Origin of the sequence: uncultured Actinomyces sp. (assembly GCF_963542285.1) — a bacterium.
Lineage (GTDB): Bacteria > Actinomycetota > Actinomycetes > Actinomycetales > Actinomycetaceae > Pauljensenia.
Genome location: NZ_CAUTWQ010000015.1, coordinates 31,828 through 43,610, shown reverse-complemented (window position 1 = coordinate 43,610; position 11,783 = coordinate 31,828). Strand labels below are relative to the sequence as shown.

The window sequence follows — 11,783 nt, the reverse complement described above, 5'->3', positions numbered from 1 at the left end:
AACACCCGGGAAAAAGCATGGCTCGTGATGGCACAAACCGGGGCGGACGCCGCGTGCGTGCAGGCGCGAAGCCCGGCCCGCTGGGCGAGAAACTCGCCGCCGGACGCCCCGCCACCCGCCTGGAAGACCCGCTCAACGAACCCTTCGACTTCGCAGGTAATGACATTGGCGACGGTGCGATGCTTGCCGGGGAGACGATGCCCGAACCATCGGACTATCTGTCGGAGATTCAGCGTGACGGCAAACCGCTTGGTGCTGACCTCGTCTATCGGGAGATGTGGCAGTGGCTCGATCAACGTGGCTGTTCCCAATTCGTGGCGCCTCGCCTGATTGAGGCGTATGCGCAGGCGTTTGCCGGTATGTGCAGTGCGAGCAGGCGATCTCCAAGTTCGGCCTACTCGGCAAACACCCCACCACCGGTGCCGCCATCGCCAGCCCGCTTGTCGCCATGTCCCAGAGTTTCGGGAAGCAGGCGAATGTGTATTGGTACGAGATTTACGAGATCGTGCGCGCCACCTGCACCACCGATTACGCGGGCACCACGCCCGGCGACGAGGTGATGGCAGCCGGTCGGCGGATCATCGTCACCGGCGAAATCACCACCAACCACCGCCCGCGTATCCGGGAGTCTGTGCGCACCGCCCTCGCGCGTGGCGTGAGGATCATCCTTCAAGCTGGGATTCGTCAGTGGCCTCAGATATGTGTAGCCATGAACCTCGGCGTTCTTCTTGACGGTAGATATATCCACGGGCTGATCGGAACAGCCCGACATGGCGTGGGCTCCCTTCGCCCACGCACGCCAGTAACAAGCTCGGCAAACGAATTCACCGGCTTGCAACCGGTCAAGAACATATTCCCCTTTAAAGCCTCCATTAGCCATCCGAGGCTAGCCGCGCTAAGAAATCCTCTCCTCGCGACAAACAGCATCCCTGTCCACCTTCGGGGAATGAAAAGTCCATCCTTCACCAAACGCTCGGTGCAACAGGAAGCTGGCCCCCGCCAAGGTCAGCGCACACCCCAGCCCGGTGTAGAAGAAGGCGAAAAACCAGTTGGGAATAAGCCCGCTTAGACGCAGCCCAAAGCCGAATGACATCATGAAGGCCATGATCAGGTAGCCCTTGAGGTCTAAGAAGCGCAGGAAGCTCAGGCACTCGCCGTCTAGGCCTCGGATCCTCTGCGCGTTCTTCAGGACAATTGTGCCGAAGATGGCATGGAAGGCGAAAAACGCCGCGACAGCACCGACAACAAGAGCAACGACAACGCCAACAGCTGCACCACTCATTTCAACGGCCGCACGAGCTCCAATTAGGGCAACATTTGCACCCGCCAGCAGCCAAACCACTCCGGCAACGATAATCAGGTTTTCTTTCTTCATTTTGAGCAGCGTCATCAGCAATCTTTCTTTTCAATCGGGGCAGCGGCGACGCATCCTGGAGCACGACTCTCAGCTAGGGCCTCGTACAAGCTGGCGTCAAGAAGGGCAAAGAGGGGCTCACAATCAGAGCCCTCCATGAGCGAGGTAAAAACAGCTCCCAGAACGAAAGGACAGAGTTTGTCAGGACTCAGCGCGCCAACCAAGCGAGAGCGAACGACCGCCGGATCCCCTTCCAACACATGCTCCAGTCCCTGCTCCATGTGGGCCAACATCGGTCCGCGTGCAGCCTCCAAGGCCTCGTGCTCACTGCGGGGAAGACGGCGCATCTCAGCGAACCAATCAACGTCCATGTCCGCCAAGGCCACGCCCAAAGCACCGCGCAATTTCCGCACGTAGTCGACGAAACTCTCATTCCCATCAACCCTGCAGCACTCCTCGAAGAGCGCCTGACCAAAAAATCGCGTGAATACTGCGGCCGTCAGGTCCGCTTTTGTTGGGAAATACATGTACACCGAACCAACAGCGATCCCGCACGCTCCGGCCAGTTTTCGCACGGAGAGTGCGGAGATTCCTTCGCGCGCCGCAATTGAATACGCCTGGTCGATGAGTTTGTCTTTGTCGATGACCTGCTTGGGCACAAAAATCCCCCTCTCGCCGGTTTTACTCTATAATGAACAGTGTTCAGTATAGCCTCGTCCGCCTCACCTACGCATATACATATACGTTGAGCAACTACTTCTTACGGGCGAGCGGCACTTAGGGAATTCCGGCGTTCAAGCTTGACTCGAATACGGCCTTTGCAAGCGCGATCGGACGTATATGCAGACAATCGGACTATTTTTCGAGCTACTTACATAAAAATTCGCCAATTGGAGAAGAACGCAAACTAGCATTAGACCCAGGTTTACAAGCGCGTTCAAGGAAGGCCGCTATAGATATGGGTCAATTCACCTCCAACATGACACCCATCGAAAACTCCCTCGGTGACGCTGATGTTGAAACGACTCACTACTGGCTCTACGCGCCAGGCATGCGTGCGAGCATGTGGGAAGACTTCTACAGCCAGGGAGTGATGGGACTTGCCTGGCACGAACTTGGCGACCTTTCCGCGTACGCAAGCAAAGAAGAGATCCGCCTTGCCGTCAGCTCAAGCAGAGGAACGACCAACCCTCGCAACGACGCCAACACGCTCTGGAAGTTCGCCAACGATCTCAAGCCCGGTGACATCGTTTTCGTAAAGGAAGGTCGAGGGAAGATCCTCGGGCGCGGCCTCGTCACCGGAGACTACGAATACGACGAAGCCCAGGGGCACTTCCCCAACCTCCGCAGCGTTGAGTGGACACACAAGGGAGAGTGGGCAGTTGATCGCATACTCCCGATGAAAACACTGACTGACATCACGGATGACACCATCCTTGTCGCAGCTATCGAAACTCTTTTCGAGGTCGAAACCGATGAGGTCATCGACGACCAACCTCCGATCGAATACCCCGCATATGACAGGGAAGATTTCCTCTCGGAAGTCTTTATGTCCAATCAGCAATACGACACCCTCACCGGGCTACTTCGCGCGAAGAAGAACGTCATTTTGCAAGGTGCACCCGGCGTCGGCAAGACCTTCGCGGCGAAGCGACTCGCGTATTCGATCATGGGCGCGAAAGACGCCGAACGCGTCATGATGGTGCAATTCCACCAAAGCTACTCCTACGAAGACTTCATCGAGGGCTACCGCCCCAGCGCGGACGGTTTCGAGCTTTCCAAAGGTGCGTTCTACACCTTCTGCAAGAAGGCAGCCGACGACAACGAGCGCGATTATTTCTTCATCATTGACGAGATCAACCGCGGAAATCTTTCAAAGATTTTCGGCGAGCTCTTCATGCTTATCGAAAATGATAAACGCGGTGAGAAGAACAAACTCCAGTTGTTGTATTCGCGTGAGCGTTTCTACGTACCTAGCAACGTGTACCTGATCGGCTTGATGAACACAGCGGACCGCTCACTTGCTTTGCTCGACTACGCACTACGTCGCCGCTTTGCATTCTTCACCCTCAACCCGGGCTTTTCTTCCGCCGGTTTCACGCGCTATCGCGAGGCCGTGGGCAGTACCGCTTTCGACAATTTGGTCTCGTGCGTGGCCAGGCTGAACACCGAGATCGCGAGCGATGAGTCTCTTGGCGAAGGTTTCATGATCGGGCACAGTTACTTCTGTGGATTCGTCGGAGGAACAGTCGATCACGCCAGCCTTTCAGCGATCATTGAATACGAGCTCGTCCCCATGCTTGGCGAGTACTGGTTTGATGACCAGGAGAAGGTTCGCGTCTGGTCCGAGGCACTTCGCCGCTCGATCCAATGATTCCGATTCGTAACACCTACTACATGCTCGCGTACGCCTTCCAGGTGCTACGCCAGCAGGGGTACCGTGACATTGCGACCGAGGAATTTGCCTCCACTGCGGAGCTCTTGGCTGAGATCCTGATCCGCGGCGTGCGCTCCCAACTGAAACGAGGCCTCGGACGCTCCTATGTCGACGTTACAGAACCGCTGTCTTCTCTGCGCGGAAAAATCGAGGTCACGGAGTCCCTCAAAACGCGCTCAATTCTGCGCCAGCAGTTGGTGTGCAGTTACGACGAATTTTCCCTTGATACCCAGATGAACCAGATCATCAAGGCGACGTGCATTGCCTTGATGCGCTCACGGATTTCGAGGCCTCGGAAGAAAGAATTGCGCAGGTTCCTTCCCTTCTTCGCAGAGGTTTCGGATATCGAGCTCGGAGCAGCTAACTGGCGGATGCGTTTTGACCGCAATAATCAGACCTATCGCATGCTGCTCAATGTCTGTTGGCTGATTTACTCGGGGCTTCTGCACACCAATGAAAGCGGGGATACCCGGCTTGCGGAATTTTTGGACGAGCAGAACATGTGTCGCTTATACGAGAAATTTATTTTGGAGTACTACCGCCAGGAGCATCCAGAAATCCAGGCGAGTGCACCGCATATTGCGTGGGCGCTCGATGACGGTTTTGACGACATGCTGCCGACGATGCGATCCGATGTGACTCTGAGGTGCGGGGAGACGGTGCTCATTATTGACGCGAAGTACTATGCGCATGCCACGCAGGAGCGTTTTGGGACACGGAGTCTGCACTCAGGGAATCTCTATCAGATCTTCACGTATGTGAAGAATATGGAGGCCGCGCATAACAGCGAGGCGCACACGGTATCAGGCATGCTCTTGTATGCGAAGACCGATGAAGAGGTCTACCCCGATGGGGCCTATCAGATGAGCGGGAACATGATTAGCGTAAGGACGCTCGATCTCAACCGCCCCTTTGAGGAGATCCGCACCCAACTCGACGGGATTGTAGAGGCGCACTTTTCACGGTGATATCCTCGCCAGTAGTGCAAGTTTTCACCAGGAAGAAGGCTCGCCGTGTACAAAGTCGTGCGCATCGCCTTACCGCTCATTTTCATCGCGACGGTCTACAGCGGCGGGCCCTTCTATGACCTTTTCGGCTGGGGAACCAACTGGCCCACGTGGGGCACTCTCCTACTACTTGTAGTGATCGCAAACATCCTCTGCGCATGCTTTGATCGAGCAGAGGACAGCCCGCACCGACTTGCCTTTTGGGATCTGGTCCTCAAGCTCTGCATGATCCCCTTCTACACACTGATATTCCTCTACGCCACGGGCATCGCGACGATCATGTTTGTCATCCCTGGGCTTTTTCTTGCAGCGCCTTTCGTCGTTGTTCCCTTGCTGGCAATGTCGTACGTTCTGATGCTTGCGACATCCTCTTACGGTTTCGCGGCCTCGATTCGCGCGGCAAAACGCGGGCTACTCCCCGGCTCCCTCGCAGCACTCCACATAGCGCTACACTTCCTCGCCGTCGCGGACTTCTTTTCCGCTGCAGTTCTCTACCTGCAGCTGCGCGGGGCGAACAAAGCACACAAACCCAGCGCCGAGGCCTCGGCAGGCGCACCGCACCAAAATCCCACCGGCATACAATGACCGCATGACTGAGACAAGCAGGCGAGCGCAATGGTTTTCCGATAACGAACGTAACTGGGACGACCGCGCCGAGCTGCACATGGCTGGCAACTACTGCGACTACCAGCGTCTTCTCGAGGACCCGACGGCCATTAGTGCCGAACTCGCCCAAGATATCGAACGATTCGGCGATCTCACCGGCAAAGAGGTCATCCACCTGCAGTGCCACGTCGGAACCGACACGATCGGGTTTGCGCGCCGCGGGGCCTCGCGCGTCGTTGGCCTCGATCTGTCCGAGGCCTCGCTTGCCCACGCGCTGCATGGTGCCCGTGGCCCGAACTCATGGAACAAGATTCCACCGGAGCCTGGCACCTTCGCGAGCACCCCGAACGCCTGCCCCTTCAGTTTGCGATCACCGCACACAAGAACTGAAAGTGCGCACAGAGCTGTCTCCCGGAGGGGTTCCCTGCCGGATGCAGTACGCCCAACACCTCACCGATTCTCTTCGACAACCTCACGGTAGCTTGCGGTATCGGTGTAAACCTCGTCCTTCAGCGGGTTCAAGTGCTGAGCGCGAATCCGAGCAAACTGGTACACAGCAAGCGCGACATTCGACGCCAAAGCCACCGCACTCACAACGAAGAATGCCGACGGATTATGAGTCGTCGGTATCTCCCCGAAGATATAGAACTGCGGGCAAGCCATGGCGAACATCGCATACAGTCCCAAGGTCTGCGCGCGATGCTGGAGCCACGCGCCTCGTTTCGTAAAGAAACTCGGGACGGTACAGGCGATCAACAGAGCCAGCCCCGTGTACGTCGAGTGGTCCGACATGCAGTTGTAGGTGTAGGCAAAATTCCACAGATCGTAGGCGATAATCCACATCCACAACATGTCAGGCCAGATCATGTCGCGGGACTTGTCCTTTGAAATGAATATGCCGAACCACCCGCAAATCGTCACAATATTCAAGACCCCGGCAACGGCGTTCATGATGTTCCACGACCCAGATATCATCCACTGATGGTCAACGACCGCGCCATTCCACAGACCATAGGTGTACATCTGCACGTCACGCACCACGGCCTCGGCAATGTTGATCGCAAGGATCAAGGGAGGAAAGCACAAGGCCCAACGCTTCTCGTAAAGGTGATGCACTCCCCCATCACTACCGCGCCACGTGACGTATCGCAGTGCCATAAAACCAACACACCCCGCGAGCGCAGAATAGGTTTTCGCCCAGTTAAACCAGTTCCCAGTCCCATAGCTGTTACCGGGAGCAGCGGTATAGGGCCAGACAAAAACCGTCAGTACGATGGGTGCGACGATGAAGAGGGCGACGCCGCCCCACGCGCTCGTGCGTCCCAATTCGTTGAAGGCCATGAGGGCGAAAACGACGAAAAGCCAGATTGCCCAAACTTTCAGATCACTTGCCTGGTACAAGATACCCATGGAATCCTCCTTGATTCCCGAGGCCGACGCTCACTTGGGCGCGACCATTGTGCACACGCGACCCTTCTCATCCCACGCGGCCTCGTAACCGAATTCTTCAAGGTTCGTCAGAGCCGCTTCTCGCACATCTTCGGGAACGTCAATATTCTCGAGGTAGACGCTGCGGAAGCGCGGGCTGTCGATGTAAAGCTCACCCTTGAAGGGGTTACGTTTCTTCACGATGATCGTGTAGGCCTGATAGGCGAAGACACCAATGTTGAACAGGAGCGCAATGACTGAAATCGTCATATGCGCTTCAGGACGGTTCGTTGAATGCACGATGAAGCTCGGGTGCAAGAAGAACCAAGGGACAGTCATCGTGACGATCATATTGACCGCAAGAGTACGGACGCGGTGTTGGGCGTAGGCACCGCGTTTAATGAAGAACGCGGGGATCGTGCACGCCGCAAGAAGAACAAGACCGCAGTACATTGAGCGGTCGGAAACACTGTTGTAGGTGTAAGCGAAGTTCCACAGGTCATAGCCGATGATCCAGAACCACAGTTGGTCAGGCCAGATAAAGTCTTTCTTCTTGCCGCGGCTCACGATGATTCCGAAGAAACCACAGATGCAGACTGCGTTGAGAATGCCAGCGATACCGTTGATGACGTTCCACGGGCCGCCGACAACCATGTAACCGTCGACGATTCCGTTGACACCGGTCAATTGGAAGTCGCGTACGCAGGCTTCGAGGATGTTGATGGCGAAGACGGCGGGAGGGATACAAACAATGTACTTCTTTTGAAAAGCCGGAAAATAGACAATGAGCCACCCCAGGATTGCACCCGCAAGGCAAGAGTAGGTTTTCACCCATTGGAACCAAGTGCCCGCACCGGTTCCGGCGACGGCAGTGTGAGTCCAGACAAAGATCGTCAGAATGATGGGCAGGGCAATGAACATCGCGCAGCCAATCCATTTGTTAAGGCGCGATAACTCATTCATGCCGATGAGAAATACGAGGTAGAGCAGGACGCTTACCCATGCTGTTGCTGAAAGCGGCTCGTAAAAGAACACGACGAATCCTCTCTGCGTGTTTTCGCGAACACATCGAGGGAAGGTGCACGATATGCGGTGACGCCTTCGTCGACGTGATTCGTGCTTTGAGGGTGATTTTAGCAAGGAGGACAGGCTTAAGTGTGAGCTTTGACACTCACCAGCCCATTTGTGCCGACACGGCGCCTTTCTTTAGGGTTCCACGCACCATGATGCAGTGTCCGAAGAACATCTGATCATCGTCGAAATAGGCGGTGAATGAGCCGCCTGCGCTCATCGATATGCTGCTGAGCTCAATTCGCTGAGCAAAGCTCTCTTCTGTAATTTCTGGAGCCTCGTCGTCACCAGATTCCTGCCAATCGCTACCGCTCGCGGTCAATGAATGTGCTGCGCAGGAACGCATGTCGCGGTCCCATTGTTCTTGGCTTGCGAGCAGACTCTTCATCGCTTTTCTGGCTTTCGTCCAGCTCGCCTTTTGAGCCGGGTTAACCTCCAGCGAAATGTCGATTGACGCGCCACGCCACTGAGCTTTCCCCTCAAAGATCCCCAGGGTTTTATCCAGGGTTAGCTCTCCTAGGGCCTCGTCATTCAAGATGATTGGCCTGCAGTATTCAGCCAGAATCTCTTCCAACTCTGGACACGGAGGGTTCTCTTCACAAACCTCGACAACTCGAAACTGATTCTGCGAGGAAGCAGTAACAATCTCAGGTACTTCTTCGGGGATCTTCTTGCGTACCTTCACGCGATAAATCGTCCGCTCTTTAAAGCGAGAAAATATATCTCCCGCATCATGGTCCTCATCAGTGGCGGGATAGACTAAGCGCCCTTCATTTGGGGACAAGATACCGGTCTCACACTCCACGTGCGCGAGAAATTCAACAGAAACTTCCCAAAATCCGTTCCTCTTATTGGCCCCCTGTCCCTCAGCAAGGACAACAAGAATCTCGCGTTCGTCATCCTCGAAAGTGCACTCCCACTCCGCTTGCGTCATGCGGTTTTTCGCACGCATGTACTCAAGTAAATTCATGAGGGTTCCTTCCCTAAAAAACACTTCCACCTGAAAGAGAATTCACGCGAGAACTCAGCGGACTGAGCCTACAACTTCAGCCCACACACAATCCACAGGCACCGTAATTTCACCGTTCAAACCACTACAGTCTGACTAGAATGGAGTCCCTAGCTGAAAACCTACTGAGAATGCCATCGAAGGAGATGGATGATGACGGGGACAGAAAATCACAAGAGGCAAAAACTCGTTCCGATACACGACCAGATATTCCGTCTTGAATCAGAAGGTATTCGTTTCGACCTTCACGGGAAAAGAGATGCTGAGCATTACCTCAGCACTAAGTGCAATTTCTTTAAAATTCTTTCATACCGCGCTATTTTCACCGGATCTGTCACAGAGGATTCGCAGTTCAACAAACCAGACTTCGCTCAACTTAGATTACTGGCCTCCATCGATCAACGTTTACGTCACGCTTTGCTCGGGATGACACTGGATCTTGAGCACATTTCCAAGGTCCTAACACTCCAGAAAATGGAGAAATATGAGGGAAACGAATATGCAATCGTTACTTCTTTTCTTGAGACGCTAGATCCCCACTTCTCCCCACGCATCAACCAAGAAATCCAACGCAGCCTGAAGAGTCCGTATAACAGCTGGATTAACGATCAATATCACGACGTTCTCCCAGTCTGGGCATTCCTAGAACTCGTCTCTTTTGGAACACTCAGAAGCTTTGTGCATTTCTGCGCAAGTCGATGGGATGATAAACAGCTCAGAAATCTCCACTACGATCTTAAGCGTGTAAATTCACTGCGAAATGCCGCCGCTCACGGCTCATGCATTATTAACAGCATTGTGAGAAAGCAGAATGAATTCCAGCGGCGGCCATCTTCAACTATCAACCGGTTACTCGCAGAAACAGGAATTTCAAAAGCCCGACGGCGGCATTGGATGAAGAACCCCGTATTACAAGAGATCGTGACCGTGATTCTTCTCCATAATTTACTCATTAGTGCAGGAAACTCTCGCTCCCGCGCAACCACCGAACTTAAAGCTGTATTTGATGACGTGAGTGCCAACTCCGACTTAATCAACACGAAAGACGCTGCACCTTCGTTTCTTGCCGCGTTGAGTTTTCTCAGAGAATTGACAGAGAGAGTCGGCCTGTTAAACTAGCAGACAGATAGCAAACCTTATGGTTTAGGGAGCGGGTCCGTGTTGACGGATTCGCTCCTATTTTTATCCCTAGCTCAAAGGCCCGGGAGCACTCACCAGAGCGCTCCCGGGCCCACGCGTTTAAACCAACGTGGAAGTTTTACTCCCACTCAATGGTTGCCGGCGGCTTGGACGTGACATCCAAAACCACGCGGTTAACCTCGGCAACAGAGTTCGTGATGCGCGTAGAGATGCGAGCCAGAACGTCATAAGGCAGGCGCGTCCAGTCGGCCGTCATCGCGTCCTCAGAGGAGACGGGGCGCAGCACGATCGGGTGGCCGTAGGTGCGGCCATCGCCCTGAACGCCAACGGATCGAACGTCAGCCAGCAGAACGACCGGGCACTGCCAGATCTCTTGATCCAGACCAGCAGCGGTCAGTTCCTCGCGAGCAATCAGGTCCGCGGCGCGCAAGATATCCAAGCGCTCACGCGTGACCTCGCCGATGATGCGAATGCCCAGGCCCGGCCCCGGGAAGGGCTGGCGGTTCACCAGGTAATCGGGCAGGCCCAGCTCACGGCCAACCGCCCGAACCTCATCCTTGAACAGAGTACGCAGGGGCTCGACCAGCTCGAAGGTCATGTCCTCGGGCAGACCGCCCACGTTGTGGTGGCTCTTGATATTCGCTGCGCCCTCGCCGCCGCCAGACTCAACGACGTCGGGGTACAGGGTGCCCTGGACCAGGAACTTCACTTCGCCGCCAGCGGCGCCGACCTCTTCGATGACCTGCTTCTGGGCGGCCTCAAAAGAGCGAATGAATTCGCGGCCGATGATCTTGCGCTTGGTCTCGGGGTCGGTGACACCGGCCAGAGCAGACAAGAAGCGCTCGGACTCGTCGCACGTGATGACGCGGATACCCATGCCGCGCGCGTAGTCGTTCTCGACCTGCTCACGCTCGCCCGCGCGCAGCAGGCCGTGATCAATGAAGAAGCAGGTGAGTTGATCGCCAACAGCCTTGTGAACCAGGGCCGCAGCCACGGAGGAATCCACGCCGCCGGACAGGGCGCAGATCACCTGCGCATCTCCGACCTGCTCGCGAATCTTCGCAACCTGCTCGTCAACAATCGAACCCGGCGTCCACGTGGGCTCAATTCCCGCGCCCTTGTAGAGGAAGTTCTTCAAAGCGTCCTGGCCGAACTGCGAGTGCCCAACCTCGGGGTGCCACTGCAGGCCGTAGAGGCGACGCTCGCGCGACTCGAAAGCTGCGACCGGCGTTTCGGAAGTCGATGCGGTGACTGTGAAGCCTTCGGGCGCGCCCTGAACGGCGTCGCCGTGGCTCATCCACACGACCTGATCTTCGGGAGTCCCATCGAAAAGGCAGGATTGCTCAGAAACAGAGGCGTCGGTGTGTCCGTACTCGCGGGTTCCGGTGCGTCCCACGGTTCCGCCCAGCGCATGGGCCATGGTCTGGAAGCCGTAGCAGATTCCCAAGACCGGTACTCCGGCCTGGAAAATCGTGGGATCAATCGACGGAGCACCCTCTTCATACACGGATGAGGGCCCACCGGACAAGATGATTGCCGCGGGTTCTTTCGCAAGCATTTCGGCGACCGGCATGGTGTGCGGGACGATTTCCGAATAGACGCTGGCTTCGCGCACGCGACGAGCAATGAGCTGGGCGTACTGCGCACCAAAATCGACAACAAGGACGGGATGAAGATCAGCTGAAGTCACCCCACCATGCTACCTGCTGCACTGCCTCTTCGACGAGGCCA

11 protein-coding genes and 1 pseudogene are annotated in these 11,783 nt (G+C 55.7%); 6 read left to right on the top strand and 6 right to left on the bottom strand.

Annotated features, from left to right (window positions below; genetic code table 11):
• Window positions 1-17: 17 nt before the first annotated feature.
• Window positions 18-562, top strand: a pseudogene (locus RW023_RS06775) (P27 family phage terminase small subunit); the annotation flags it as partial.
• Window positions 563-895: 333 nt separating this feature from the next.
• Here RW023_RS06775 and RW023_RS06770 read toward each other — a convergent pair.
• On the bottom strand, window positions 896-1,390 hold the full coding sequence (locus tag RW023_RS06770) for a hypothetical protein (protein ID WP_315580479.1): 495 nt from the start codon (window positions 1,388-1,390) through the stop codon (window positions 896-898).
• Window positions 1,390-2,013, bottom strand: a complete 624-nt coding sequence (locus tag RW023_RS06765; RefSeq protein ID WP_315580478.1) for a helix-turn-helix domain-containing protein — start codon at window positions 2,011-2,013, stop codon at window positions 1,390-1,392. The genes RW023_RS06770 and RW023_RS06765 overlap by 1 nt, the downstream gene beginning before the upstream one ends.
• A gap of 299 nt (window positions 2,014-2,312) precedes the next feature.
• Between RW023_RS06765 and RW023_RS06760 the strand changes: the two genes are divergently transcribed.
• Genes RW023_RS06760 through RW023_RS06745 form a run of 4 tightly spaced genes read left to right on the top strand, consistent with a single transcriptional unit; the run spans window position 2,313 to window position 5,885 of the window.
• The gene (locus RW023_RS06760) at window positions 2,313-3,728 is read left to right on the top strand and encodes an AAA family ATPase (protein WP_315580477.1); all 1,416 of its coding nucleotides are present in this window, start codon (window positions 2,313-2,315) and stop codon (window positions 3,726-3,728) included.
• Window positions 3,725-4,759, top strand: a complete 1,035-nt coding sequence (gene mcrC / locus RW023_RS06755; RefSeq protein ID WP_315580476.1) for a 5-methylcytosine-specific restriction endonuclease system specificity protein McrC — start codon at window positions 3,725-3,727, stop codon at window positions 4,757-4,759. The genes RW023_RS06760 and mcrC overlap by 4 nt, the downstream gene beginning before the upstream one ends.
• A gap of 45 nt (window positions 4,760-4,804) precedes the next feature.
• The gene (locus RW023_RS06750; RefSeq protein ID WP_315580475.1) at window positions 4,805-5,383 is read left to right on the top strand and encodes a hypothetical protein; all 579 of its coding nucleotides are present in this window, start codon (window positions 4,805-4,807) and stop codon (window positions 5,381-5,383) included.
• Between the two features lie 4 nt (window positions 5,384-5,387).
• On the top strand, window positions 5,388-5,885 hold the full coding sequence (locus RW023_RS06745) for a hypothetical protein (RefSeq protein ID WP_399499462.1): 498 nt from the start codon (window positions 5,388-5,390) through the stop codon (window positions 5,883-5,885).
• On the opposite strand, the gene RW023_RS06740 is transcribed toward RW023_RS06745, so the two are convergent.
• The 3 genes from RW023_RS06740 to RW023_RS06730 form a co-directional block, all read right to left on the bottom strand.
• Window positions 5,855-6,814, bottom strand: coding sequence for a DUF5692 family protein (locus tag RW023_RS06740; RefSeq protein ID WP_315580474.1), 960 nt, complete (start codon window positions 6,812-6,814; stop codon window positions 5,855-5,857). The genes RW023_RS06745 and RW023_RS06740 overlap by 31 nt on opposite strands.
• Window positions 6,815-6,844: 30 nt before the next feature.
• Window positions 6,845-7,867 (bottom strand): DUF5692 family protein, encoded by a 1,023-nt coding sequence (locus RW023_RS06735; protein WP_315580473.1) that lies wholly within the window; start codon window positions 7,865-7,867, stop codon window positions 6,845-6,847.
• A gap of 136 nt (window positions 7,868-8,003) precedes the next feature.
• Complete coding sequence (locus RW023_RS06730) at window positions 8,004-8,873, bottom strand: DUF2262 domain-containing protein (RefSeq protein WP_315580472.1); 870 nt, start codon at window positions 8,871-8,873, stop codon at window positions 8,004-8,006.
• Between the two features lie 192 nt (window positions 8,874-9,065).
• Between RW023_RS06730 and RW023_RS06725 the strand changes: the two genes are divergently transcribed.
• Entirely contained in the window at window positions 9,066-10,031 is a 966-nt protein-coding gene (locus tag RW023_RS06725) for an Abi family protein (RefSeq protein ID WP_315580471.1), read from the top strand.
• Between the two features lie 139 nt (window positions 10,032-10,170).
• Here the strand turns inward: RW023_RS06725 and guaA are convergent, their stop codons facing one another.
• Window positions 10,171-11,742 (bottom strand): glutamine-hydrolyzing GMP synthase, encoded by a 1,572-nt coding sequence (gene guaA / locus RW023_RS06720; RefSeq protein WP_315580470.1) that lies wholly within the window; start codon window positions 11,740-11,742, stop codon window positions 10,171-10,173.
• Between the last annotated feature and the right edge of the window lie 41 nt (window positions 11,743-11,783).

Coding starts and splice junctions, on each gene's coding strand:
- RW023_RS06770 (WP_315580479.1), bottom strand. CDS start 1,390: ATGACGCTGCTCAAAATGAAGAAAGAAAACCTGATTATCGTTGCCGGA.
- RW023_RS06760 (WP_315580477.1), top strand. CDS start 2,313: ATGGGTCAATTCACCTCCAACATGACACCCATCGAAAACTCCCTCGGT.
- mcrC (WP_315580476.1), top strand. CDS start 3,725: ATGATTCCGATTCGTAACACCTACTACATGCTCGCGTACGCCTTCCAG.
- RW023_RS06745 (WP_399499462.1), top strand. CDS start 5,388: ATGACTGAGACAAGCAGGCGAGCGCAATGGTTTTCCGATAACGAACGT.
- RW023_RS06740 (WP_315580474.1), bottom strand. CDS start 6,814: ATGGGTATCTTGTACCAGGCAAGTGATCTGAAAGTTTGGGCAATCTGG.
- RW023_RS06730 (WP_315580472.1), bottom strand. CDS start 8,873: ATGAATTTACTTGAGTACATGCGTGCGAAAAACCGCATGACGCAAGCG.
- RW023_RS06725 (WP_315580471.1), top strand. CDS start 9,066: ATGACGGGGACAGAAAATCACAAGAGGCAAAAACTCGTTCCGATACAC.